22 protein-coding genes, 1 tRNA gene and 1 pseudogene are annotated in these 24,389 nt (G+C 56.7%); 22 read left to right on the top strand and 2 right to left on the bottom strand.

The features are described 5' to 3' along the window. The first annotated feature begins 155 nt into the window (after window positions 1-155). Together ftsZ and E0E20_RS09400 are read left to right on the top strand one after the other, a co-directional pair. Window positions 156-1,463, top strand: a complete 1,308-nt coding sequence (gene ftsZ / locus E0E20_RS09405; RefSeq protein ID WP_130837953.1) for a cell division protein FtsZ — start codon at window positions 156-158, stop codon at window positions 1,461-1,463. A 103-nt stretch (window positions 1,464-1,566) separates the two neighbouring features. Next, window positions 1,567-1,639: transfer RNA gene (locus tag E0E20_RS09400), tRNA-Ala, on the top strand. A gap of 123 nt (window positions 1,640-1,762) precedes the next feature. Here E0E20_RS09400 and E0E20_RS14600 read toward each other — a convergent pair. After that, window positions 1,763-2,217, bottom strand: a pseudogene (locus tag E0E20_RS14600) (IS630 family transposase); the annotation flags it as partial. A gap of 110 nt (window positions 2,218-2,327) precedes the next feature. Here E0E20_RS14600 and E0E20_RS09390 point away from each other — a divergent pair. The 4 genes from E0E20_RS09390 to E0E20_RS09375 all read left to right on the top strand — a co-directional run bounded on the left by E0E20_RS09390 (window position 2,328) and on the right by E0E20_RS09375 (window position 8,332). Continuing rightward, window positions 2,328-2,645 carry a hypothetical protein gene (locus tag E0E20_RS09390; RefSeq protein WP_130837952.1) on the top strand — a complete coding sequence of 106 codons (318 nt, stop codon included), beginning with the start codon at window positions 2,328-2,330 and terminating at the stop codon, window positions 2,643-2,645. A gap of 173 nt (window positions 2,646-2,818) precedes the next feature. Next, complete coding sequence (locus E0E20_RS09385; RefSeq protein WP_130837951.1) at window positions 2,819-4,378, top strand: DUF6056 family protein; 1,560 nt, start codon at window positions 2,819-2,821, stop codon at window positions 4,376-4,378. 333 nt (window positions 4,379-4,711) lie between these two features. Further along, on the top strand, window positions 4,712-6,832 hold the full coding sequence (locus tag E0E20_RS09380; protein WP_130837950.1) for a hypothetical protein: 2,121 nt from the start codon (window positions 4,712-4,714) through the stop codon (window positions 6,830-6,832). A 180-nt stretch (window positions 6,833-7,012) separates the two neighbouring features. Continuing rightward, complete coding sequence (locus E0E20_RS09375; RefSeq protein ID WP_130837949.1) at window positions 7,013-8,332, top strand: ATP-binding protein; 1,320 nt, start codon at window positions 7,013-7,015, stop codon at window positions 8,330-8,332. Here the strand turns inward: E0E20_RS09375 and E0E20_RS09370 are convergent. After that, a complete protein-coding gene (locus tag E0E20_RS09370; RefSeq protein WP_130837948.1) occupies window positions 8,323-9,591 on the bottom strand; it encodes a tRNA(Met) cytidine acetate ligase in 1,269 nt (422 codons plus the stop codon). The genes E0E20_RS09375 and E0E20_RS09370 overlap by 10 nt on opposite strands. Before the next feature lie 235 nt (window positions 9,592-9,826). Here E0E20_RS09370 and E0E20_RS14035 point away from each other — a divergent pair, with 235 nt between their 5' ends. From E0E20_RS14035 to rplS, 16 genes are all read left to right on the top strand, one after another. Further along, window positions 9,827-10,024 (top strand): pirin-like C-terminal cupin domain-containing protein, encoded by a 198-nt coding sequence (locus E0E20_RS14035; RefSeq protein WP_242622742.1) that lies wholly within the window; start codon window positions 9,827-9,829, stop codon window positions 10,022-10,024. 322 nt (window positions 10,025-10,346) lie between these two features. Then, window positions 10,347-10,529 (top strand): 50S ribosomal protein L32, encoded by a 183-nt coding sequence (gene rpmF / locus E0E20_RS09360; protein WP_130837947.1) that lies wholly within the window; start codon window positions 10,347-10,349, stop codon window positions 10,527-10,529. 252 nt (window positions 10,530-10,781) lie between these two features. Beyond that, window positions 10,782-11,804, top strand: a complete 1,023-nt coding sequence (plsX, locus tag E0E20_RS09355) for a phosphate acyltransferase PlsX (protein WP_130837946.1) — start codon at window positions 10,782-10,784, stop codon at window positions 11,802-11,804. An 82-nt stretch (window positions 11,805-11,886) separates the two neighbouring features. Then, on the top strand, window positions 11,887-12,120 hold the full coding sequence (gene acpP / locus E0E20_RS09350) for an acyl carrier protein (protein WP_130837945.1): 234 nt from the start codon (window positions 11,887-11,889) through the stop codon (window positions 12,118-12,120). Between the two features lie 23 nt (window positions 12,121-12,143). Then, window positions 12,144-12,860, top strand: coding sequence for a ribonuclease III (rnc, locus tag E0E20_RS09345; RefSeq protein ID WP_242622741.1), 717 nt, complete (start codon window positions 12,144-12,146; stop codon window positions 12,858-12,860). Then, window positions 12,851-16,411, top strand: coding sequence for a chromosome segregation protein SMC (gene smc, locus E0E20_RS09340; RefSeq protein ID WP_130837944.1), 3,561 nt, complete (start codon window positions 12,851-12,853; stop codon window positions 16,409-16,411). Before rnc ends, smc begins: the two co-directional genes overlap by 10 nt. A gap of 243 nt (window positions 16,412-16,654) precedes the next feature. Beyond that, window positions 16,655-17,614, top strand: a complete 960-nt coding sequence (gene ftsY, locus E0E20_RS09335) for a signal recognition particle-docking protein FtsY (protein ID WP_130837943.1) — start codon at window positions 16,655-16,657, stop codon at window positions 17,612-17,614. A 47-nt stretch (window positions 17,615-17,661) separates the two neighbouring features. Beyond that, window positions 17,662-18,885, top strand: a complete 1,224-nt coding sequence (gene ilvA, locus E0E20_RS09330; RefSeq protein ID WP_242622740.1) for a threonine ammonia-lyase — start codon at window positions 17,662-17,664, stop codon at window positions 18,883-18,885. A gap of 27 nt (window positions 18,886-18,912) precedes the next feature. Beyond that, the gene (locus E0E20_RS09325) at window positions 18,913-20,007 is read left to right on the top strand and encodes a GH25 family lysozyme (protein ID WP_165444050.1); all 1,095 of its coding nucleotides are present in this window, start codon (window positions 18,913-18,915) and stop codon (window positions 20,005-20,007) included. Window positions 20,008-20,148: 141 nt separating this feature from the next. Further along, window positions 20,149-20,514: a YlxM family DNA-binding protein gene (gene ylxM / locus E0E20_RS09320; protein WP_130837941.1), complete on the top strand. Its 366-nt coding sequence runs from the start codon at window positions 20,149-20,151 to the stop codon at window positions 20,512-20,514. After that, window positions 20,504-21,895: a signal recognition particle protein gene (gene ffh, locus E0E20_RS09315; RefSeq protein WP_130837940.1), complete on the top strand. Its 1,392-nt coding sequence runs from the start codon at window positions 20,504-20,506 to the stop codon at window positions 21,893-21,895. Before ylxM ends, ffh begins: the two co-directional genes overlap by 11 nt. A gap of 132 nt (window positions 21,896-22,027) precedes the next feature. Further along, the gene (gene rpsP / locus E0E20_RS09310; RefSeq protein WP_130837939.1) at window positions 22,028-22,270 is read left to right on the top strand and encodes a 30S ribosomal protein S16; all 243 of its coding nucleotides are present in this window, start codon (window positions 22,028-22,030) and stop codon (window positions 22,268-22,270) included. A gap of 100 nt (window positions 22,271-22,370) precedes the next feature. Next, window positions 22,371-22,598, top strand: coding sequence for a KH domain-containing protein (locus tag E0E20_RS09305; protein ID WP_130837938.1), 228 nt, complete (start codon window positions 22,371-22,373; stop codon window positions 22,596-22,598). 7 nt (window positions 22,599-22,605) lie between these two features. After that, entirely contained in the window at window positions 22,606-23,118 is a 513-nt protein-coding gene (gene rimM, locus E0E20_RS09300; protein WP_130837937.1) for a ribosome maturation factor RimM, read from the top strand. Between the two features lie 16 nt (window positions 23,119-23,134). Next, window positions 23,135-23,845 (top strand): tRNA (guanosine(37)-N1)-methyltransferase TrmD, encoded by a 711-nt coding sequence (trmD, locus tag E0E20_RS09295; RefSeq protein ID WP_130837936.1) that lies wholly within the window; start codon window positions 23,135-23,137, stop codon window positions 23,843-23,845. A 129-nt stretch (window positions 23,846-23,974) separates the two neighbouring features. Beyond that, a complete protein-coding gene (gene rplS, locus E0E20_RS09290; protein WP_130837935.1) occupies window positions 23,975-24,319 on the top strand; it encodes a 50S ribosomal protein L19 in 345 nt (114 codons plus the stop codon). The last annotated feature ends 70 nt before the right edge of the window (window positions 24,320-24,389 follow it).

Here is a 24,389-nt window from a genome sequence, read left to right as displayed (position 1 = left end):
CAAGATATATTGTCTTTATTCACGCTTATAACAAACGGGTCTGCCTCAGCAGAGTGCTGCGGGGGTATATGATTTCCGTGTTTGGTGAAAAGTGGGCAGAAACCCGCCGAGGAGCGGGTGCGCGGATGCAGATAAAGGAGTAAGGAGGGCCTGCCGTGATAGAGGTAAAAGAGGATAATACGGAATCGGCTGCAAAGATTGTCGTAATCGGCGTCGGCGGCGGTGGAAACAACGCAGTGAACCGGATGGTGGAGGAGAATGTGGCAGGCGTTCAGTTTATCGGGATCAATACCGATAAGCAGGCGCTTGATATGTGCAGAGCTCCCAAAGTTCTTCAGATCGGCGAGAAGACGACCAAGGGCCTCGGAGCCGGCGCAAACCCTGATGTAGGAGAGAAAGCGGCGCAGGAGACCTCCGAGGAGATCGCCAATGCGGTCAAGGGCGCGGATATGGTGTTCATTACCTGCGGCGAAGGCGGCGGTACGGGCACCGGCGCTGCTCCGGTCGTGGCGAAGCTCGCCAAGGATCAGGGAATCCTCACGGTTGCGGTGGTGACAAAGCCGTTCCGCTTTGAGGGGCCGGCGCGGATGAAGAGAGCCATGGAGGGCATTGCGAATCTTCAGCCGAATGTCGACACCATGATCGTGATTCCGAACGACAAGCTGTATGAGATCATCGACCGCAAGACCTCCATGCCGGAGGCGCTCCGGAAAGCGGATGAGGTTCTTCAGCAGGCCGTGACCGGCATTACCGATCTGATCAATCTTCCGGCGATCATCAATCTGGATTTTGCGGATGTGCAGACGGTGATGCGCGACAAGGGTCTGGCGCATATCGGCATGGGCTTCGGCAAGGGCGAGAAGAAAGCGCAGGACGCCGTCCGCATGGCGGTGGACAGCCCGCTGCTTGAGACTTCGATCGACGGTGCGAGCGACGTGATCATCAATATTTTCGGAGATGTCTCGCTCGACGACGCCTATGAATCGGCCGGATATGTACAGAGCCTTGCCGGAGAGGATGTCAATATTATCTTCGGTGTCATGTACGATGATTCAAAAAAGGACAGCTGCAGCATCACGGTCATTGCCACCGGAATACGGGAGGGCAAGGACCCCAAGGGCAGCGCTTCGTTTGTGAACCGTGCGGCGGTTCAGGGACAGCCTGCGTTCTTCCAGCCGGTCATTCCTCCGGCGGGCGGGAGAGCGGCTGCGGGAACTGCACCCCGGCAGAATCAGGCCGGAATGCAGGGGCTTTCTTTCCCGGATATGGGAACGCCGTCCGTTCAGCCGTCCCGTCAGGCGCAAAAGCTCATTAAGATTGATGTCCCCGGCTTTATGACGGGCAGCCAAACGGGGAATACGACGATGAGCGGTTCTCTTGGTGCCGGCGGCACGGAGAGCGGCTATCTGGATGACGATGAGGATGAGACGGAGAAAGGGAACGGGCGTTTCCGCAGATTTTGACAGAGCTGGATAACAGGTTTTGAAAAAAGTCTTTGACAAATTCTGAACTCCGCAGTATGATAACACATGCGTTGGGCGCTGGCGAAAGCGAGCGCCCGTATCCGGGGATATAGCTCAGCTGGGAGAGCGCTGCGTTCGCAACGCAGAGGTCACGGGTTCGAATCCCGCTATCTCCATCAAATATTTAGATGACAAAAGCTCCGGAAGCCTGTAAATACGGCGTTCCCGGAGTTTTTATTTTTCTCAAAAGCCATGTCGTGGGGCAAATATGAGGCAAAACCTAGTATATCGTCCTTGAATTAACCGGACTTTTTGAGCAGAAGCGTATCAACGATAACTGCTTCCGATACATCGACATCATCAAGCTTGTATTTCCGGTGAAACACTACCGGTTCCTCGTTTGCTTCTTCAAAGTATTTATAGATCCGGTTAACGAGTTCATCTTTATTTTTTACCCGGATTCCGCGCAGCATCTGGCGAGTCATTTTGTTGAAGAAATCTTCTATCATGTTTAACCATGATCCGTGTTTCGGCTTGGATATTTCTCATCCAATACCTTAAGGAACTCGATGTACTCTTTACTGCTGTGTTTATCACGTATCAGCGGGATGCCTTCACCTGTCTGCAAATCGATTGCAGCAAGCAGGGAAACCGTTCCTGATCGCTTGTATTCATAATCTCTGCTGATTGTGCTATGACTCTCGTCCGGCATTAAGTCATCGGAAGCAACAGCAATTGCCTGCATTCCTGGCCGCTACGAGGCGATGTTCACCCCGGACGCGGATATGCAGACGTCGTTCGACACCTCTGTTCCGATTCTCGATGAGGGGTCCGAGGCGCTGAAGGATAGACCAGAAAAACGGTATGCCGCTTGACCGGGCATTCGCGGAGCTGGCAGAGCTTTCTTATGGCGTGATGGATGCGAATGTGAATGCGGGCGATCAGCCGGTGGTTCTGGCGGACGCGATGGAGACGCTGCGTCCCCGGGTCGTGAATGATTACGGCGCGGACAACGAGCAGGCGGCGTATGATACGGCGCTGAAAATCGTTGAACGCTATTTTGAGGAGACAGGCCGGGAGACGGCGGATAAAAAGGCAAAGGAACGGCTCTGGAAAGACCGGGAGGGTATGGCGCGGGTCCGGGCTGCGCCCATTCTCCGCATTTTCTTAAAGACTGCGTAAGTAAGACAACGGAAGAGCGGCAGAACCGGCCGCTCCGGTGCCCTGTTTTTGCGATATAATAAGCATGAACAGCAGCGCACCGCTTGATTGTTATTTTATGTTGGAATAATATTTTTATCACAGCACGGAACCCGCAGTACGGAATGTGGCATGAAATTGTCAGGAGTATTCATATGAAGCGCAGCTTTCTTTCGGTATTTAGCATGATTCTGCTGATCGTGCTGGCGGTGTCGCTTATTCCTGTTATTTACGCTTCCCGCTTTGCGTACCCTTGGGCGGACGACTTTTCCTATTCCGCCGAGGTGCGGGCGGTCTTTCTGGAAAGCGGCAGTCCGTTCCCGGCAATCGCACAGGCATTCCGGACCATGGCGGAAACCTACCGGTCGTGGCAGGGAACCTATACATCCTGTTTTTTGATGGCGTTGCAGCCGGCGGTGTGGGGAATCAGGCTGTATCATCTCACCGGCGTCTTTATGCTGGGCAGTATTCTTATTTCGTATTATGTGCTGTTTGACAGTGTTTTTGTCAGGCTTTTTCGGGCGGAAAGGGCGGCTGCTCTGGCGCTGTATGCGATTACTGCGATCGCGTCTCTTCAGACCGTGCAGAGTCAGTCTGAGACTTATACATGGTACAATTCCGCCGTTCATTACACATTCATGCATGCGCTGTGGATTCTGTATCTGGCCCTTGTGATCAGAGATGTATTTGTGGACGCGGTGCGTGAAAAACAGAGAAAAGGGGCATCCGCCCGGCTGAAACAAATCGGGATATGCCTGCTCGGGTTTCTTGCGGCGGGCGGTAATAATCTTTCTGTATTCAATGGAGTGCTGACGCTGCTTCTCTTTATTGCGCTGGCGCTGTTTTATGCCGCAGTTTATGTAAAGGGAGAGCGGAGGAGGGAGGTGCTTGCCGCGCTTATGCGCATGGCGCCGGCTGCGCTCTCCTTTTTTGTCGGAGCTGCCGTCAACTTCGGAGCGCCCGGAAATGCGGTGAGAAAAGACGTCATGCGGAACGAGGGAGAGACGGTTCTTGACACGGTTCGTTACTCGTTTGTTCAGGGATGGAAGAATCTCGGCCTGTGGTTTAACGGGTATGTACTGGCGTTTATTGTGATATCGTCGCTGGTGCTTCTGCATGTGTTCAGGGAAAGAAAACGCAGGAGGCCGGATGATTTTTTCGCCTCATTCCGCTACCCGCTGCCTCTGCTGGCGGCGTTCACCAGCTTTTGTCTGTTCTGTGCGTATAATGCGCCGGCCATCTATACCTCCGGTGCCGGAGTGCATATAAAAAGGCTTGACAATGTAATGATCTTTTTATATCTGCTGCTCATTCTGTGCAATCTTTTCTATGGGATCGGCTGGCTGTCGGTTCATGCCGGAAGAGGGCTTGATATGCTTTCCGGAAAGGCCGTGCAGGGCACTGTTCTCGCGGTGGGACTGGGAGTTTCTTTCTGGATGTGCCGTGCAGCCCTTTCTCAGAATCCGACGGTCTATCTCACGGATTCCGCGCTTTATGGTCTGAAGCATCAGACTTGTCAGTACTATGGCTATCAGATGGCCGTGAATACTGCGATTCTTGAATCTGACGCGGCCAATGTGCAGGTGTATCATCTTAATGTTGATCCGGCTCTCCTGTACCCGGAGGAAGCGGAGGACTGGATCAGGGGAACAAAACTTTTTTATCAGAAAGAAAGTGTCGAATACTACGAGGAGGGTATGACGCCGGTTTCCTGAGGCGGCGATGGAGAGAAAGAAAGGCATTGTAAAAATTTTTGAATCTGTAAAATAGTCAACAAAAATATAAGTACGGGTCAGTGCATAGAAACGGGACAACGCGTTTCTGTGCTTTTTTTGTGTCAGAAAAATGACGAACAGGGCTCCGGCGGCTGTCTTGAACAGAGCGGGCTGACTGCCTATAATAGGACCACACCGCAGGCGGCGCGTCCGGAAGCTGCCGCACTGCCGGAGATCTGGATTTCTTTTATTTCTTCATATCTTTTATTTCTGCTTTTAACATTTCCGCGCATTTCGCGCAGACAGACGCACAGAGGTCAGAACGGAGGAACTATGGCGGAGGATTACAGATACGGGGAACCGTATGACGGAGAGGGAGAGGCGGAGGCGGGCAAAAAGTCCTATATTCTGCTGATGGCGGCGGTGCTCATCATGCTGGCCATTATCATTTTTTTCACGGCCCGCGTCATGAGCCGGCAGGGAGGAAGCCGGGAGAGTCTTGATGCGCTGGACAAAACCATCAATGAGAACGCGGCGATTCTTGAAAGGACGAACAGTTTTGCGAGCGCCTCGCAGGAGCACTACCGTGCGATTGATCAGACGCTGGGAGATATTCAGGATAAGCTGAGCGGTTATGCGGAGCGGCTGGAGAGGAAGGATATCTCCGGGACAGAGGAGGGAAAGCAGCTCCGGGAATCCGTGGAGGAACTGCGCAGCAGAATGGAGGAAATTCTGCGGGAAAGCGAGAAGAGCCGGAGCGACACTCTGCAGCTTCTTGAAGAGATCAGGACGTCGGAGGCGACGCATACCGATACGCTGAATACGCAGACAGAGCAGATCGGGGAAGAAACAAAACGGCTGAAAGAAACGCTGGAAAAACGCTATGAGGCACTGATGGAAGATCACAGCTCTCTGGACAGGCGGATCGGGGAACTGGACGACAGCTTTTCGCGTCTCATTGAGCGATACGGCAGCCGGGAGGATGAACGGCATCGTGAAATGGCAGGACTTCTCAGGGAAGCGCAGAGCTCTCTTCATACGCTGATCGACACCGATTACCGGCAGCTTACCGATCTGATGGATGAGAACCGGGAGGCGGTCACGGGGGTTCTGAATACGCGGATTCAGGAGCTTGCAGAGGAGGCAAGGGAGCGGCACGATACGCTCAGTCACGCGCAGGAGGCGGTGGGAGGAAAGCTGGATGCACTCTCTGCGTCAGAGGAGGAAAATCACCGGGCTGCGAGACTGCGTCTGGATTCTCTTGCAGAGCTGCTTCGGGAAATGGCGGGAAAAGAAACAGAGCAGGCGGCGCAGATTTCAGAGAACGTGCAGAACAGCATCCGTCAGCTCTTTGCGGACTATACAGTGCTGAACGGGAGCGATTACGGGGAACTGCGGACACAGCTCGGCGCGCTCGGAGAGAGGATCGACCGGTCTTTTACATCTGTGAGTAGCGGAAAGGAATTACTGGCAAACGCGCTGCTCACCAAGGGGGTCGATGTTCAGAAAACATTCGGCAAGGATGCCAGTCGGGAGGTCACATTTTCAGAGTTTTCAAAGGCGGTGAATGATCTTCCGCAGACGATAACCGTCGGTGATATTCCGGCCTCTTCGATACACTATACACGTCATTATCATGTGGACGAAAGCGGCAGGCCGACAGGCGACAGGGAATATACCGAGACGGCGGGCGGCTGCTTTACGTCGCCGTATTATCATGTGCACAGCGCAGGCTGTTACCGGTACTACACGATGTATCTGTACGGCTGCGAGAACAGCACCACTGTGCATGATGAGAACGGCAATCCGTCCTATTCCGTCTGTCGGAGACAATGGAAAAAGCTCTATGATGACGGCACGGTGCAGACGGGGAGCATCACCTGCCGGCATACTTTATTTCAGCATTTTCAGGGCATGGATACTGAGAGGAACTACGATATTATCTGCGGGATCTCAACCTCGGAGCCGCTGGGATACGCGCCCGCCTGCGGCTGTCTTGACGGTCAGATTATCAAGGCTGAGATATTCTGGGGTTCGGAGCCGGGAAGCGCCGTAGAACGGGAGGCCATACCGGCGCGGGCGACCCCGGCGGCGAAAGAGAGCGGGATGGAGAAAGCTGCTGCGGCGGAGAACCCGGCAGCAGATGCCGCGGCGGAAAGCGGCTTATCCGCGGGCGCCGTACCGGGCAGCAGCTCCGTTTCGGAAGAGAGTGATCCGGGAAAGGCTGTACCGTCGGCCGGTCCATCTGCCGATCTGTCTGCCGGGGAAATCCCGGGCCTTGCGGAAGACAGTCCCTCTCCGGAAGAAAACAGTCCTGATCAGAAAAACGGCTCCGAGACCAAGGTACCTGCAGAAAACGCTCTGAAAGAAAGCCAAAAAGAAAGCCTCACAAAAGGCGAATCAGAAGCAGAGTGCGAAGAGGATGGGAAAGCGGCGTCTGCCGGAGGGGAATAAACTTTGCAAAACGCAGGCTCTGCGGACTGGCCGGAACAGCGACCGGCCGTCAACAGCGACCGGCAGAGCCGGAGAATGTCTTGAACGCTGCGTCAGAAGTGCTATAATCCTACTTACTTCTGAAAGAGCGCGTGCCCTGCTTCCATTGGCCGCGGGATCCACAGAGGAGGGGAAGCTTCCATGTACCGTCTGACTTCAAAGCTGGTAATTTACCGTTCCATTCCGGAGGACAGCGTGCTGTTCTGCCTTGCGGATATCTGCCGCCGCTTTCAAGGCGGAGAATATGAAAGAGAGGCGCTGACGGCGGAAATTCTGGAACAAATCAACCGTCTTCTGGATATTGCCACCCGCTACGGCTTCGACGATAATCTCTGGCACAATTATCTGGCCTTTCTTCTGGCGATGACGGAAACGCCGTTTACGCTGGTTGCCGAAAAGGCGGAGATCGGCGAGGGATCCGTGCGTGCTTTTGCAGAAAATGATCTGATGCTGTTTAAGCAGCTTTTTTCGTATGATTTTTCACAGATGGAAAAGGAGCTGGGCATCCGCTGCTTCTCAGTCATTCAGAATTATCGGGCAGTGCTGAAAAAAGAGAGGGTGTTCAACCGGAGCGTGAGTGAAAAGGTCCGCTATTTCAGCCGTCGCATTGAGGAGGCGGATAGCGTGGAGGAGATGTATCTTGCGGTGACGAGTTTTTACCGGGACTTTGGCGTAGGCAGACTGGGGCTTAACAAGGCCTTTCGCGTCTCGGAGGAAGAGCCGGAGCTTCTCCTGCCGATCACGGCGACCAGTGATGTCAGGCTGGAGGATCTGGTAGGCTATGAGCTGCAGAAAGAAAAGCTGATTCGCAATACCGAGGCCTTTGTTGCGGGACGAAAGGCAAACAATGTGCTCCTCTACGGTGACGCAGGAACTGGAAAATCGACCAGCGTCAAGGCAATATTGAATCGATATTATAATCAGGGGCTCCGGATGATCGAAATATACAAGCATCAGTTCTGCTTTCTTTCAAAAATTATCTCGGAGGTCAAGAACCGGAACTATCGTTTTATCATCTATATGGACGACCTGTCCTTTGAAGAGTTTGAGACGGACTACAAATATCTGAAAGCGGTGATCGAGGGGGGCTTGGAGCCGCGGCCTGACAATGTGCTCATTTATGCGACGTCAAACCGCAGACATCTGATCCGTGAGACGTGGTCTGACCGTTCGGACCGGAGCGAGGATGAGCTGCACCGCTCTGACACGGTGCAGGAGAAGCTTTCTCTGGCGGATCGCTTCGGCATTTCCATAGGGTATTTCCGGCCGGAGCCGTTGGAATATGATGAGATTGTCCGTGTGCTGGCATCGGAGCATCCGGAGATCGGCCTGTCTGAGGAGGAGCTTAAGGCCGAGGCGCGGCGCTGGGAGCTGAATCACGGCGGATATTCCGGACGCACGGCGCGTCAGTTTATCGACTATCTTCTGGGAGCGGAAACCGGGACGCCGCTTCAGGAATGACGAAGAGCGGGATTTGCCTGCTCATTTTTCGATTCTGGAATCACAATTATCGGCCGCTCGAGCTCACTTCGGATCGGGTGGGGGTAGGCCGCAAACTTCTGCGCACAGACGGCCTGATAGAGGCGGGCAATGCGGAGCTCCTCGTTCAGCATGGAACGAAAGAGGGGAGGGAGCGCCGCCTCCGCATCGGAAAGCTTTCCGATAAGAGGAACGCGGGAGCGGGAGGCGATGGCCGTGAGCAAAGGCTGTGCTTCCTGCCGGAAGCCGAGAACGCGGAGATATCCGATGACGCCCCCATTCAGGTAATGCTCCATGGAACGGGTCTGCATCCCGAGGAGAATGTGGAAAAGCGCCCGGGAGATGCGGGTATAGGTGATATCCTTTGTTTTCAGCCGTGAGCAGAAATCGGTGAAGCCCCGATATTCCCCGCGAAGTGACAAGATGCGTGCGGCAAGCGGTTCGGAGACGTCCATATATTCCGGAAGCCGGAGGCCGGATGCGTTCCGTCCGTCTCCATCAAGGGACTGCAGAAGCCAGCCGAGCGCGGCGGAAAAATCATCCGGAAAAACAGGTGCACAGCGGCCGGCGGCGCGGCGCAGCTCCCGGGACATGGCGGGCGGGAGTTCCTCCTGCAAAGAAGTGGGAAGAGTCCCGGCATTGTCTGCCATGGCGGCCCGGAGCGCGGAGGCGGAGGCGGCGGAAATGCGCGGAATGATGCAGGGACGGATGGCGCTGCCCTGTGCGTCCAGCTCCCGGAGATATTCCACGCCCAGAAGATCGTTCGGGAGAAACGGCGCCTCGATGCCGAAGACCTGCGCGAGTGCGAGGCTCCTTGCGGCGGGCCATGAAGCGCCTCCGGTAAGAGCTTTTTTAACCGCCGCGCGGAATTCCGGCGTCTCGCGGGAAAGAATTTCGGCGATCCGGATGAGAGCGGCCTCATCTCCGCTCTCTGAGCCGAAAGCGAGGTCTGTGACGACGCCGGCGGCGGAGAGGAGAGCGACCGCGCCGCGGGCAAAATATCCGGCGGCGGCGCAGGCATAATACACAGGGAGCTCCAGCACCAGATCGGCTCCGGATTCCAGCAGGGCACGCGTTCTGACATGTCGGTCGATCACGGCAGGGATGCCCCGCTGCATAAAGTCGCCGCCGAGGGCGACAACGATATAATCCGCTCTGGTCCGTTTCCGGGCCTCGGCCAGAAGATGGACATGGCCGCGATGAAGCGGCGAGCATTCCATGATGATTCCGCATACTGTCATGATAGTTTCTCCGTCTGATAATTCCCTGTCTGGTATCTCTTCGCTTGATATTGCTCTGCCGGATATCCCTGCGGCGGCTGCCGCGGCAGAGGGGCTATTCTTTTTAAAGAACTTCCGTGCTTTTTAAGAGTATCACAGGACAGGCAGGAAAATAAGCGGAAAGCACGCTTGCAGATGCTGGACGCTTTTGACAATACGGATCCAAATTTCTGCGGATGAGATCAGGAAAATTCCTTTGGAGGGCGGTCTGCTCCGCCTTGTCTCCGGCAGCTTTCAGGATGAAGAGGGCTGGCAGGGCGGTTATTTACCGCTGGATTTTTATGACATCCATCTGTACAGCTCGAGGAGGCTGGACGAGCCGGTTGCATGGTATGGCCCGATCGTCATGAATACAAGGGAAGAGCTGGCGGAGGCCTTTGCCGATCTTATATGAATCACCATCCCGTGATAGACGAGGCGGTCCGAAAGCTGTTTTGATATCCCTGATCACTGGAAGCTCCTTGCACAGATGCCCTTTGGCGGGATTGTCAAAGAGCCGGAAGTCAAGGCGGCGGAGGAGATCGGAGAGCGGGTTATATTTTTTGAGTAATTTTTTGAAAGCAGGCGGAAAAACGTAAAGAACGCCGTTGACAAAGAGATATGCCGTCGATATAATTACTTACGTTGTGTGGTAATATGACCCTATGACCGAGGCTTTCCCGATTGGGAACAGCAATAAAACCCGTTTATGAGGGAACAGCTAAGGAGGTGTAAAAATGTCCATCTGCCCTAAGAATAAATCGTCCAAAGGCCACAGAGATCAGAGAAGAGCGAACTGGAAAATGAACGCTCCGACTCTTGTGAAGTGCAGCAAGTGCGGCGAGCTTATGATGCCCCACAGAGCCTGCAAGAAGTGCGGCACGTACAATAAAAAGGTTGTTGTCAGCGTTGAGGACTGATGCCGATAACAGCACCGGAAAGTATAATATGTGATATAAAGGCCGGCAGAGTAAGCTCTGCCGGTTTTTTGCTGTCAATTCGCCGATCGGGATTGCAGGAGGCGTGTCACAGGGCGGAACTTGAAAATTGCACCCGTCTCGGATATAGTTAAAAAGGCTGTCGGGTTGTTTTCTTTCGGCGGCAAAGCGCAGGGAAAGCGTGTATCAGGAGGCCTTGGCCGCAGAGGATGCGGCAGGACAGGGGACAAATATATGGATTATGTCAAGGTGGCGGTGGATGCCATGGGAGGGGACAACGCTCCCGAAGCGGTGGTTCGCGGCGCGCTGCAGGCGCTGGCCTCCCGCGAGCAGCTGCAGGTGACTCTTGTGGGGCGCGAGGAGGAGATCCGGGCGGCCCTGAAAGACTGCAGCTATCCGGAGGATCGTCTGTATATTCTCCATGCGTCGGAGGTGATTGAGATGGCGGAGCCTCCGGTGCGGGCCATTTCAACAAAAAAGGATTCTTCGATTGTAAAGGGAATGAAGCTTGTAAAGAGCGGGGAGTGCGATGCGTTCGTGACAGCCGGAAGCTCTGGTGCGGCGCTGGTCGGCGGTCAGGTACTGGTGGGCCGGATTAAGGGGATTGAACGGCCTCCCTTTGCTCCGGTTCTTCCCTCTGCGGGAGGGCCGTTTCTTCTTATTGACTGCGGAGCCAATGTGGATGCAAGGGCGTCGCAGCTTGTTCAGTTCGCGCAGATGGGCTCGATTTACATGGAGAGCGTCGTGGGAATCAGGAATCCCCGTGTGGCGCTCGCGAATATCGGCGCGGAGGAGGAAAAGGGAAATGCCCTCGTCAAGGAGACCATGCCGCTCCTGCGGGCGCTTGACGGCATCAACTTTATCGGAAGCGTTGAGGCAAGAGATATTCCGTCGGGCGCGGCGGACGTGGTCGTGTGCGACGCGTTTACGGGCAATATGATACTCAAGACCTATGAGGGGACGGCGGCGATGCTGCTGGGCGAGATCAAAAAGGCACTGCTTTCCGGCACTCGCGCAAAGCTCGGCGGGCTTCTCATCAAACCGGCGATTAAGAAGACTATGAAGAAGTTCTCGGCTTCCACCTACGGCGGGGCGCCGATGCTCGGCCTGAACGGTCTTGTGGTCAAGGCGCACGGCAACGCCGGAGCGATTGAAATTCAGCATGCGATCGAGCAGTGCGCGGAATGGAAAGAAAAGAAGGTCAACGATCAGTTCCGAACCAGAATGAAGCTCGTCGACCGGACGGCGGTAAACTGACGGAAGAAGGCGTACATTAAGGGTGTACAGAAGCCGCTGTCTGCGGCAGGCCGGCAGGAGAACTGCGGGCGGAAAGGACAATATGGAATTCAATAAGCTCAGAGGAATCATCGCGGACGTTCTGAATCTGGATCCGGAGGAGGTCACGGCAGAGAGCCGTTTCACAGAGGATCTCGGGGCGGATTCTCTCGATCTCTATCAGATCAAGCTGGAGATTGAGGATGCGTTTGATCGCCAGATTGAGGATGAAAAGGTTGCGGGAGTAAAGACGGTTCAGGATGTTCTGGATCTGATCCGTGCCGAAGCTGCGGACTGAAGCAGGGGAAGAAGGCTGTTGCTGTGGAATATCCGTCGATCAGGCGTCTGGAAGAGCGTATGGGCTACCATTTCCGGAACCACTATCTGCTGGAGTGTGCGCTGACGCACACTTCCTTTACCAATGAACAGAAGATTCACACTCTCGAGAGCTATGAGCGACTCGAATTTCTGGGAGACGCCGTGCTGGAGATGGTTTCCAGCGCTTTTCTTTACCGGCGCTATCCTGACAAGAGGGAGGGCGAGATGACAAAGCTCCGCTCCTCTCTGGTATGCGAGCCGGCGCTTGCGCACTGCGCGCGGGAACTTCAGCTTGAGGAATACATTCGACTCGGACGGGGCGAGGAGCGGAACGGAGGCAGGCAGAACGACTCCATCCTCTCCGACATTCTGGAGGCGACCATTGGGGCCATGTACCTTGATTCCGGAGGCGTCGAGGAGCCGCAGAAATATATCATGAAGTATATTCTCTCTGATCCGGAGGGAGAGGTGATGTTCCGGGACAGCAAATCGGCGCTGCAGGAATATGTGCAGAAAAACGGCGGAGACGTGCGCTATGAGCTGCAGGAGGAGAGCGGGCCGAATCATCGGATGACGTTCCGCGTGGCTGCCTTTGTCGGAGACCGGGAGCTCGCGCAGGGCGAGGGCCGGTCCAAGAAAGAGGCGGAGCAGAGAGCGGCCGCCGCTGCGCTCAAAAGGATAGCAGAAAAGACGGATAAGAAAACAAATCAATGTATCTGAAATCAATCGAAATCCATGGATTCAAATCATTTGCCAATAAGATCAACTTTCAGTTTCATAACGGGATCACGGCGATCGTGGGGCCGAACGGCTCGGGAAAGAGCAACGTGGCGGATGCGGTCCGCTGGGTGCTCGGGGAACAGAGAGTCAAGCAGCTTCGCGGCGCCAACATGCAGGACGTTATTTTTTCCGGCACGGAGGCTCGCCGGCCCATGGGCTATGCCTATGTGGCGATCACGCTCGACAATGCGGACCGGAGCCTCGATATTGATTACGCTGAGGTGACGGTCGCAAGACGGCTGTATCGCTCGGGTGAGAGCGAATACCTGATCAACGGGACGGTGTGCCGCTTAAAGGACATCGCCGAGCTGTTCTATGACACCGGTATAGGAAAAGAGGGTTATTCCATCATCGGGCAGGGGCAGATCGAGCGTATCCTCTCGGATAAGCCGGAGGACCGCCGCGAGCTTTTTGACGAGGCGGCCGGCATTGTCAAGTTCAAGCGCCGCAAGGAGCTCACACAGAAAAAGCTCGAGAGCGAGCAGTCGAACCTCGTGCGCGTGAATGATATTCTCTCGGAGATAGAGCATCAGATCGGACCGCTCGAGAGGCAGGCGGAAAAGGCAAGGGTCTATCTGAAAGCGAGAGAGCGTCAGAAGCAGCTGGACATCAATGTGTTTCTGCTGGAAAACAGCGATTTCCGGAGACGCTTCGGGGAGAATGAAAAGGCGCTCGGCATCGCCTCGGGAGACCTCGAGAAAGCGCAGGAGGAGCTTGCGCAGATCGCGGCGGAATATGATGCCGTGCAGACGGAGCTGGAGGAGCTGGAGCGCACCATCGGAGAAAAGCGCGATGAGGTCGCGCACGCCGGGATTATCCGGGAACAGCTTCAGGGAAATATCAATGTCTACGAGGAGCAGATCCGTTCCGCCCGCAGGAATCTCGAGCAGTTCCGAAGCCGCGGGGAGCAGCTCGAGGAGGATCTTAAGCGTATCAGGGCAGAGCGGGAGGCGATTCTCGGAGGGAAAAACATTACCGGAGAGCAGATCGCCCGTCTTGAGGCGGCCCGTGAAGAGGTAAGGAGCCGTCTGCAGCTTGTCGAGGAACGGATCGCCGCGGCGGAGACGGAGACAGAGGAGAGCAAGAGCCGCATCCTCGAATCCATGGAAGAGCGCTCGAACATCCGGTCCCGGCTCTCGAGCATCACGACGCAGGAGGAGCAGCTTGCCGTGCGCCGCGCCGAGCTGACCGGAAGACTTGTGAGCGCCCGGACAGACGAGAGCCGTCAGGATGAGGTGATTGCCGAGGCGGAGAAGCACTTTGAGGAGATCAGCGCCGCGGTGGCGGAGCTCGGCAGACGTCGGAGCTCGATCGACGAGGAGCTCGGCGGGATGAAAGCGCGCCTTGCGGCGTTGGATGAGAGCTTCCGAAGTGCGCAGATCGGCTTTCATCAGAATGAGGCGAAGCTCGAGACGCTTAAGAATATGACGGAGCGCTACGACGGCTTCGGGCAGAGCGTTCGCCGCGTGATGGAGAATAAAAGCCGCGAGAGAGGGCTTCTCGGCGTAGTGGCGGATCTTCTCAAAACGGATGAGAAGTACGAGACGGCCATCGAGGTGGCTCTGGGGGGCAGCATTCAGAACGTGGTCACGGAGGATGAGAGCACCGTCCGCCGCATGATCGACTTTCTGAATCGCGAGAAAGCGGGGCGCGTGACATTCCTGCCGCTCACGGAGATCGGACACGCGCCGGAATTTCGGCAGACGGAGGTGCTGCGCGAGCCGGGGGTGATTGGGCTTGCCGATTCCCTGATCCATTGTGAGGAACGCTACCGCGTCGTGGCAAAGAGTCTTCTGGGGCGCATTGTGGTGGCTGACAGCTACGACCATGCGTCGGCGGTTTCGCGCAAATACCGGCACAGCTACCGCGTCGTTTCTTTGCGGGGCGATCAGTTCAATATCGGCGGCTCGATCAGCGGCGGCTCATTTCGCAACAATTCCTCTCTCCTGTCCAGACGGCGCGAGATCGCCGAGCTGGAAAAGAAGATTGCGGAGGGACGGCGGACAGCACAGGAGGCGCAGAATGCGATCCTCGCACTCAAGGAGCGGCGGAATACGCTGCGAGAGGAGCTTGCCCGCACAGCGGCGGCGCTCTCGGCCGGACAGATCGAGCAGAATACGGCCCGGCTTGCCGTGATCCGGGAAAAGGACCGGAGAGAGGAAACGGCCGGCAGCGTCGATCAGATGAAAGAGGAGGACCGGAGCATCCGGGAACAGGCAGAGGAGCTGAAGTCGGAGCGGGCGGTTCTGGATGAGCGTCTGGAAGAGGCTCTGCGCTTCGAGGAGGAAACCAACCTCCGCATCACGGAAATTCAGAAAGAAAGAGACGGTCTTCGCTCTGAGGAGGAGACGCTCGGCGGCAATGTGGCGGAGCGGGATCTCGAAATCAGCCGGATCCGGCAGACGGCGGATTTTCAGCAGCAGAATCTGGACCGCCTGGACGAGGAGGCGCGGCGTTACGGCGATGATCTCCGGGAGGTGAGGGAGCACCTTTCGGCGAGCGGGGAGGAGATATCCCGCAGGGAAAAGGATATCGCCGATATCCGGGACACGATCGCGGCCTCCCATGCCGCGGAGACGGCGGCGCAGCAGCTTCTCGCCGACAGCACGGCGCGGCGCGGCGAGCTCTCGGGACGGCAGAAAGATTTCTTTGACCGGAGAAGTCTTTTCAGCGACCGGATCACAGCGCTTGAGAAAGAATGCTACCGGCTGAATACGCAGAGAGAGCGTCTGCAGGAGGCTGTCGATTCCCAGATCAATTATCTCTGGGATGAATACCAGATCACCCCGTCGGATGCGGAGGCGCTCCGCGACGAGACGCTGACGGAGCTCTCCCCGATGAGAAAGGAAATCGCGGCGATACGGCAGCAGATCCGTGAGCTGGGGAATGTCAATGTGGGGGCAATCGAGGAATTTAGGGAAACCTCCGAGCGCTATACGTTTCTCAAGACGCAGCATGACGATCTTATCCGGGCTGCGGAGACGCTTCGGCAGATCATTGCGGAGCTGGACGATTCCATGCGGAAGCAGTTCCGTGAACAGTTTGCAAAGATCAATCATCAGTTTGACATTGTGTTCCGCGAGCTCTTCGGAGGCGGGCACGGATCGCTGGAGCTCGTGGAGGACACGGACATTCTGGAGGCCGGCGTGCGCGTGATTGCGCAGCCCCCAGGGAAAAAGCTGGTCAATATGATGCAGATGTCCGGCGGGGAAAAGTCCCTGACGGCGATTTCCCTGCTCTTTGCGATACAGAACCTCAAGCCGTCGCCGTTCTGCCTGCTCGACGAAATCGAGGCGGCGCTCGACGAGAGCAATGTGGGACGCTTTGCAGACTATCTGCACAAGCTGACAAAGGGAACGCAGTTCATTGTCATTACGCATCGCAGGGGAACGATGGACCGCGCGGACCGGCTCTATGGAATTACCATGCAGGAGAAAGGCGTCTCCGCACTGGTCAGCGTCAATCTGATCGACAAGGATCTTACAAATTAAAAGGTGATGTAGTGTGAAAAATCACGCTGATGCGCTGATTTTTCGCACGGCTATTTGTGCCGAAGCCCAAATAGCCTCTGATCGCAGCCGTAAAACCGCCTGCGCGGACCTTTCAGCAAGCGAAAAATGCTGTCAGGTGGAGGGATGGCATGAGCCGCAGAGCGGCTCGGCAGCCTGCGCGCCGGCGCAGGGTGCTTTTACGGCGCGTGCCTCGCACAAAGTGCTTCGGCATGGTGATGTCAGATGGAAGAAGAGAGAGAGAAAAAGCACGGCTTTTTCGCCAGACTGAAAGAGGGGCTGTCCAAGACCCGGCAGAATATCGCGGGCAGTCTGGACCGGGTGTTCACCGGCTATGCGAAGATCGACGACGACTTTTATGAGGATCTCGAGGAGACGATGATCATGGCGGACATCGGGATCGGCGCGACGGACCGCATTCTCTCGGAACTGCGGGAGCAGGTGCGCGAGCGCCGCATTCATGAGCCCGAGGCGTGCCGGGAGCTGCTGATCGGAAATATCCGCGAGCAGATGCGAGTGGCCGAGGGAGCCTATGATTTCGAGGAGGGACCGTCTGTCGTCCTTGTCATCGGAGTGAACGGCGTCGGCAAGACGACCTCGGTCGGCAAGCTGGCGGGCATTTACCGCGGACAGGGGAAAAAGGTTCTCATCGCGGCGGCGGATACATTCCGCGCGGCGGCGGGCGAGCAGCTTGCGGAGTGGGCTTCCCGGGCGGGAGTGGATATGATCAGCGCTCCGGAGGGCTCGGACCCGGGCAGCGTCCTGTTCGATGCGGTGCAGGCGGCGAAAGCAAGGCGGGCGGACATTCTCCTGTGCGATACGGCGGGACGGCTCCACAATAAGAAAAATCTGATGGAGGAGCTGCGCAAGATGGACCGCATCATATCCCGAGAGTTCCCCGGCGCCAAGCGGGAAAATCTGGTTGTTCTTGACGGGACGACCGGCCAGAATGCGCTGGCGCAGGCCCGGGAATTCAACGATGTCACCGATCTCACGGGCATTATTCTGACCAAGATGGACGGAACCTCAAAAGGAGGAATTGCGATCGCGGTGCAGTCGGAGCTCGGCATACCGGTAAAATTCATCGGTATCGGGGAGAAAATGGACGACCTGCAGAAATTCCGGCCGGATGAATTTGTCGACGCCCTGTTCGACGCAGGGATGGAAACGGCGGCGCAGGCCTGATGACGGGAACCGGAAAGACGGATATCTCAGGCGGGGAGAAAACAGATATGAGCAGAGAGCCATTGACACTGGAAGCGTTTGAAGAGGCCTGCGAGGCGGTGAACCGCGTGACGCTGAACACCGATCTTCTGTATTCGGATTATTTCAGCGAGCAGACGGGGGGAAAGGTTTATCTGAAGCCCGAAAACATGCAGAGAACGGGCGCATATAAAATCAGAGGCGCGTATTACAGGATCTCCGTCATGTCGCAGGAGGAGCGCGCCCGCGGCATCATTACGGCTTCGGCCGGCAATCACGCGCAGGGGGTAGCGTATGCCGCCCGCGCCTACGGCGCAAAGGCCGTCATTGTCATGCCGAGAACGACCCCGCTGATCAAGGTCAACCGGACCAAGGCGCTCGGCGCGGAGGTGATTCTTTTCGGCGATGTATACGACGAGGCCTGCGGGCAGGCGCTGCAGCTCGCGGAAGAAAAGGGCTATACCTTTATCCATCCCTTTGATGATCCGGTGGTGGCGACCGGGCAGGGAACCCTCGGCATGGAGATCATCAAGGAGCTGCCTCTCGTCGACATCATACTGGTGCCGGTCGGCGGCGGCGGACTTGCCGCCGGCGTCTCCACGCTGGCAAAGCTTCTGAATCCCAAGATCCGGGTAATCGGCGTCGAGCCGGAGGGAGCGGCGTGTCTTTCGGCATCCTTTCGCGAGGGCAGGGTGACGACGCTCCCCTCCGTCAGTACGATCGCGGACGGCACGGCGGTCAAGACGCCCGGCTCTGTGATCTTTCCTTATCTCAGGGAAAACCTTGACACTGTGATCACGGTTCCGGATGAGGAGCTTGTCACGGCGTTCCTTGATATAGTGGAGAATCACAAGATGGTTGTGGAGAATTCCGGACTGCTGAGCGTGGCTGCGCTCAAGCATGTGGACTGCGCCGGGAAAAAGGTTGTTTCTGTGCTCTCCGGCGGCAATATGGACGTGATCACCATGTCCTCGGTCGTGCAGCACGGACTGGTGCTCCGGAGCCGCATCTTCACGGTGTCCGTCCAGCTTCCCGATAAGCCGGGCGAGCTGTCGCGGGTGTCCGGCGTGATTGCGGGAGAGGGCGGAAACGTGATCCGTCTGGAGCACAATCAGTTCGTATCCATCAACCGGACAGCGGCCGTGGAGCTCCGCATTACGCTGGAGGCGTTCGGGCCGGAGCATAAGGAAAAAATCACGGCGGCGCTGGAACAAAAGGGCTATCGGCCGAATATCATTCAGACGCAGCTTTGATGCGGCAGGAAAAGATGAGGAGGCAGAGTGAGCAGACAGGAAAAAACGACAAATCCGAACCGGATCCGGACAGCATATCTCATCAATATCCTTTTCCTCTGCGGACTTACGCTGGCTGTGCTCGCGGCGGCGGTCTTTCTCGTGTTCCGTCTGCGCGGCACCGGCGAGGAGCTGCGGCGTCTGGAGGCCCGCATCGAGGCGGTGCAGGGGGAAAAGGACAAGCTCTATACGCAGGAGGAGGTTGACGGGGAGGTCGCGGAGGCGGAGCGGGACGCAAGGCTTACGGAGCGGAATGCGATGCTCCAGAGAATACAGTCCTCGCTGGAATCCGGCGAGAACACGCTCACAATGCTCCGGAAGCTCTTCCCGGATGATCTTGTGGTGAGGAACGGCGACCGCTATTATTTTTATTCCATCCAGAGCAATGTACCCATCAGCTCTTTCACAGAAGCGGATTTTGAGCAGGACGCCGCCGGAAGAATGCGCTATATCGGTTCGGACAGCTCTGTCCGGACGCGGCAGGGGATCGATGTCTCGGAGAACAGCGGAGAGATCGACTGGGAGGCGGTCTATGACGACGGCATGGATTTTGCCTTTGTGAGCCTCGGAGGCCGAGACGCGGACGGAAACATCCGGAAAGACGCGCGTTTTGATAAAAATGTGTCGGGTGCGGCCAGGGCCGGTCTGGAAACCGGGGCCTACTATCGCCTGACGGTAGTTTCGGAGGAGGAAGCCGTGGAGGATGCGGAATGGGTAAAAAGGCAGCTTGCCGCGGCCGGTGATGAGATCACGGGGCCCGTTGCCGTCGTCGTCCCCATGCCGGGGGAGGAGGATCGCAGCTTTCCGCTCGGCAGAGCGCAGCTTACGGCTTGTGTCCGGACATTTGCGGGAGCGGTGCGGGACGCCGGTTATGACACCGTGGTTTTCGCGGGTATTACGGCCTATACGATGAAGCTGGATCTCGCCGCGCTGTCAGAGGAGCCCAAGTGGGTTTCCGACCGCGGAGGAGAGCTGTATTTTCCGTATCGCTTCCGTTACTGGCAGTATTCGGACCGGGGCGAGGTGGACGGGATCGACGGCAGAGTGAACCTCGATCTGTGGGTGTCCGAACCGGACCGGTAATTCTCCGGTTCCGTTGATTCGCCGATTCGCTGGATTCCATGCGGGTCAAGAAAAAATACTTGACAGAGCTTTTGCGGGAACGTATGATGTAACAGGCATCGGCAGGATGCCTGTTTTTCATTTCCAAAGGATGCGGCTGCCATGGCGGATGAAACTGAGAAAATCGTAGCACAGGGGCTTCTGTATGATTTCTACGGCTCGCTCCTCACCGCGCATCAGCAGAAGATATACGAGCTTGCCGTTTATAATGATTTTTCGCTCTCGGAGATTGCCGAGGCGGAGCAGGTGAGCAAGCAGGCGGTTCACGATCTGCTGCGGCGGACGACTGCGATTCTCGAGAGCTATGAGGAGCGCCTGCATATGATACGGCGCTTTCAGAAGATCGAGGCCCTGTGCGGGGAGGCGGAACGCGCGGCAGCACAGGACGGAGCGGCGCCGGATGCGGCGCGGCAGATGTATCTGACGTCGATTCAGAGGATCAGAGAGGAACTTACGGATGGCATTTGAGAGCCTTACCGATAAACTTACCGCAGCGTTTGCGAAGCTTCGGGGCAAGGGACGTCTCACAGAGGCGGATGTCCGGACGGCGCTGAAAGAGGTGAAGATGGCGCTGCTCGAGGCAGATGTCAATTTCCGCGTCGTCAAGCAGTTTATCGCGTCGGCGGAGGAGCGCGCCGTCGGTGCGGATGTCATGAGCGGTCTGAACCCGGCACAGATGGTCGTAAAGATCGTCAATGAGGAGCTGACAAAGCTCATGGGCTCTGAGACGACCGAGATTTCTTTTCAGCCCGGTCAGGCGGTCACCGTGATTATGATGGTCGGCCTGCAGGGCGCCGGCAAGACGACTACCGCGGCCAAGATCGCGGCAAAGGTCAAAACCAAGGGAAAAAATCCCATGCTGACGGCGCTTGATATCTACCGCCCGGCAGCGATCCGCCAGCTTCAGGTAAATGGAGAAAAGGCGGGGGTTGAGGTTTTCTCCATGGGAGAGAATCACCGGCCCGCCGATATTGCAAGGGCGGCGGTCGAGCATGCGGTGAAGAACCGCCGGAATGTGGTTATTCTCGACACGGCCGGGCGTCTTCAGATCGATGACGCCATGATGGAGGAGCTCCGGGAGATCAAGTCCGCCGTCACGGTGCACCAGACCATTCTCACGGTGGACGCCATGACGGGGCAGGAAGCCGTGAACGTGGCGAAGACCTTTGACGAGCGCATCGGCGTGGACGGCGTCATTCTCACCAAGATGGACGGCGATACGCGCGGCGGCGCGGCCCTCTCCGTTAAGGCGGTGACGGGACGCCCGATTCTATATGTCGGTATGGGAGAGAAGCTCTCAGATCTCGAGCAGTTTTATCCCGACCGCATGGCGGGACGCATTCTCGGCATGGGCGATGTTCTGTCCCTCATCGAAAAGGCGCAGGCCAATCTGGATGCGTCGGACGAGACTCGTACCCGCGAGATGGCGGGACGCGTCAAAAAGGGAAAATTCGATTTCAACGACTATCTCGACAGCATGAGCCAGATGCGCAGGATGGGCGGACTGACAAGCATTCTCGGCATGATGCCGGGGCTCGGCGTGCGGCAGGAGGATCTGGAGAACGCGGTGGATGAAAAGAAGATGAAGCGCATCGAGGCGATCGTGCTGTCCATGACGCCGGAGGAGAGAGCGAATCCGAAGCTTCTGACACCCCGGCGCAAGTTCCGGATTGCAAAGGGTTCGGGCAATGATATCGCGGAGGTCAACCGTTTCATCAAGCAGTTTGAGCAGATGCAGAAGATGATGAAGCAGATGGGTGGGCTGACAGGAAAAAAACGCCGCGGCAGCCCGTTCGGCGGTATGCTTGGCGGACAGGGCTTCGGCCGGCGGGGAGGCTTCCCGTTCTGAATCACGGGCGCATTCCCGGGGGCGTATTCTCTGCCGGTGCAGAGAGCGCGGAACAATCGTGAATAAAGGATCCGGACAGACCGGAAGCCTTTTTCAAAATAAAAAAACAGTTTTCAAGCGGAGGAAAGAACGATGGTTAAAATCAGACTGGCAAGAATCGGTGAGAAGAAGGTCCCCATGTACAGAATTGTCGTGGCGGATTCGAGAACTCCCAGAAACGGCAGCATTATCGCGCAGATCGGCACCTTCAACCCGAATGTGCAGCCGCATGACCTGAAAGTGGATGCGGAGCTGGCAAAGGAATGGCTGTCGAAGGGCGCGCAGCCGACGACCGTTGTCGCGAAGCTGTTCAGACAGGCCGGCGTCAATAAGTAAATCCCGTCCGTTTGCTTCCGTCAGAGGAAGAGATCTGCACTGCGCGCCCCCGCCGGGCGAATACGGAGGCGTGCGCACAGCGGCAGCTATGAGGTCGAAATTGAAAGAATTAGTGGAAGTGATCGCAAAATCTCTGGTGGATCATCCCGATGAAGTCGTCGTCACAGAAACCAGAGACGGAAAAAATGTCAAGGTTCAGCTTCATGTCGCCCCCTCCGATATGGGCAAGGTGATCGGCAGGCAGGGGCGAATCGCGCGGGCGATCCGTTCCGTGGTCAAGGCCGCGTCCACCAGAGACAACACCAGAGTGGATGTGGACATCGACTGAGCGGCATATGACAGAACGGTTTCGCGTAGGAATTATTGCCGGAATGCACGGATTGAAAGGCGAGGTTCGGGTTTTCCCGACGACGGACGATCCGCAGCGCTTCCGGAAGCTGAAGACCGTATATCTGGTCGGCAGAAAGCAGGAGCAGATCCTCACCATCCGCTCCGTGAAATTTGTCGGCCAGTTTGTGGTGCTCGGCTTTGAGGAATTTGACCGGATCGAGGATGTGGAGCGTCTCCGCAGCTTTGATCTGGAAATTGACCGGAAAGACGCCGTCCCGCTTGCGGAGGGCGAACATTTCATCCCGGATCTGATCGGACTCTCCGTGATCGGCGAAGCGGATGAGGCGATCGGCACGCTGACAGATGTGCTGGAAACCGGCGCCAACAAGGTCTATGTGGTGCAGAGGCCAGAGGGAAAAGAGCTTCTTCTCCCCGTGATTCCGGACTGCGTGCGGGAGGTCTGCCCGGAAAAGGGCTATATCCGGGTCTTTCTCATGCCGGGGCTGACCGATTTGTAAGGATGGGGAGTGGGCTATGAATTTTCATATCATGACGCTGTTCCCCGATATGGTCATGAACGGACTGAATACCAGTATTCTGGCGCGGGCCATGGATCGGGGGCTGATCTCCTGCGAGGCGGTCGATATCCGCAGCTACACGGAGAACCGTCATGGTCGGGTGGATGATTATACCTACGGTGGCGGCGCGGGCATGCTGATGCAGGCCCAGCCGGTCTACGACTGCTGGCGCTCGATTCAGGAGAGGCTTCCGCAGAAAGCGCGCGTGGTCTATCTCACGCCCGCAGGGCGGGTATTCACGCAGGAGACGGCTGAGGAGCTTTCCCGCGAGGAGGAGCTGATTCTTCTGTGCGGTCATTACGAGGGCATCGACGAGCGGGTGCTGGAGGAGATCGTAACGGACGAAATTTCAATCGGCGATTATGTTCTGACCGGCGGGGAGCTTCCGGCCATGATTCTCGTCGACGCCGTTGCAAGGCTGGTTCCCGGCGTCTTGAATAACGGGAGCTCGGCAGAGACGGACTCCTTTCAGAATGGTCTTCTGGAATATCCCCAGTATTCGCGGCCCGAGGAGTGGCGGGGGCGCCGGGTTCCGGAGATTCTTCTGAGCGGAGATCACGCCAAAGTGGATGCGTGGCGGCTTGCGCAGTCTCTCGAGAGGACGAAGCAGCGCCGGCCTGATCTCTATGAGAAATATCAGCTTGCGGAGCGGGAGCATTCGTGTTAATCTTACAATGTTGTGTTCAAGGCAGGGAGATGTTCCACTGTCCGGCGGTTCACGGGAACTGCGCACGCGCCGGTCTGCGGCGGTGTACTCACACGGAGTACGAACATCCATAAAGGAAAGGTGAAGCATATGTCAGACATTATCAGAGAGATCGAACAGGCGCAGCTCAAGCAGGAGGTTCCCCAGTTCAACACGGGCGATACCGTCCGCGTGCATAACCGCATCAAGGAGGGAAACCGCGAGAGAGTGCAGATGTTCGAGGGAACTGTTCTGAAGATTCAGGGCGCGGGAGCCAGAACCACGTTCACGGTTCGCAAGTCCTCCAGTGGTGTCGGCGTTGAGAAGACATGGTTTCTTCACAGCCCGAACGTCGAGCAGATCGATGTGATTCGCCGGGGTAAGGTCAGAAGAGCGAAGCTGAATTATCTCCGCGAGCTGAGCGGCAAGAAAGCGAAAGTCAAGGAGCTGCGGTAATCCGTCTGCTTCGCGACAGCACCGGCCGTTCTTTACCAAGAAGATTGAAAACCGCCGCACTTTATCGTAA

The organism is Lachnoclostridium sp. Marseille-P6806, assembly GCF_900625025.1.
Lineage (GTDB): Bacteria > Bacillota > Clostridia > Lachnospirales > Lachnospiraceae > CAG-791.
Note: the sequence above shows the minus strand (reverse complement) of the source record. Positions and strands in the feature narration are given on the sequence as shown.

What these genes read in the sequence shown, in the direction of transcription:
- E0E20_RS09390 (WP_130837952.1), top strand. Translation starts at nt 2,328, where the DNA reads ATGCCGCTTGACCGGGCATTCGCGGAGCTGGCAGAGCTTTCTTATGGC.
- E0E20_RS09385 (WP_130837951.1), top strand. Translation starts at nt 2,819, where the DNA reads ATGAAGCGCAGCTTTCTTTCGGTATTTAGCATGATTCTGCTGATCGTG.
- E0E20_RS09380 (WP_130837950.1), top strand. Translation starts at nt 4,712, where the DNA reads ATGGCGGAGGATTACAGATACGGGGAACCGTATGACGGAGAGGGAGAG.
- E0E20_RS09375 (WP_130837949.1), top strand. Translation starts at nt 7,013, where the DNA reads ATGTACCGTCTGACTTCAAAGCTGGTAATTTACCGTTCCATTCCGGAG.
- E0E20_RS09370 (WP_130837948.1), bottom strand. Translation starts at nt 9,591, where the DNA reads ATGACAGTATGCGGAATCATCATGGAATGCTCGCCGCTTCATCGCGGC.
- rpmF (WP_130837947.1), top strand. Translation starts at nt 10,347, where the DNA reads ATGTCCATCTGCCCTAAGAATAAATCGTCCAAAGGCCACAGAGATCAG.
- plsX (WP_130837946.1), top strand. Translation starts at nt 10,782, where the DNA reads ATGGATTATGTCAAGGTGGCGGTGGATGCCATGGGAGGGGACAACGCT.
- acpP (WP_130837945.1), top strand. Translation starts at nt 11,887, where the DNA reads ATGGAATTCAATAAGCTCAGAGGAATCATCGCGGACGTTCTGAATCTG.
- smc (WP_130837944.1), top strand. Translation starts at nt 12,851, where the DNA reads ATGTATCTGAAATCAATCGAAATCCATGGATTCAAATCATTTGCCAAT.
- ftsY (WP_130837943.1), top strand. Translation starts at nt 16,655, where the DNA reads ATGGAAGAAGAGAGAGAGAAAAAGCACGGCTTTTTCGCCAGACTGAAA.
- ilvA (WP_242622740.1), top strand. Translation starts at nt 17,662, where the DNA reads ATGAGCAGAGAGCCATTGACACTGGAAGCGTTTGAAGAGGCCTGCGAG.
- ylxM (WP_130837941.1), top strand. Translation starts at nt 20,149, where the DNA reads ATGGCGGATGAAACTGAGAAAATCGTAGCACAGGGGCTTCTGTATGAT.
- ffh (WP_130837940.1), top strand. Translation starts at nt 20,504, where the DNA reads ATGGCATTTGAGAGCCTTACCGATAAACTTACCGCAGCGTTTGCGAAG.
- rpsP (WP_130837939.1), top strand. Translation starts at nt 22,028, where the DNA reads ATGGTTAAAATCAGACTGGCAAGAATCGGTGAGAAGAAGGTCCCCATG.
- rimM (WP_130837937.1), top strand. Translation starts at nt 22,606, where the DNA reads ATGACAGAACGGTTTCGCGTAGGAATTATTGCCGGAATGCACGGATTG.
- trmD (WP_130837936.1), top strand. Translation starts at nt 23,135, where the DNA reads ATGAATTTTCATATCATGACGCTGTTCCCCGATATGGTCATGAACGGA.
- rplS (WP_130837935.1), top strand. Translation starts at nt 23,975, where the DNA reads ATGTCAGACATTATCAGAGAGATCGAACAGGCGCAGCTCAAGCAGGAG.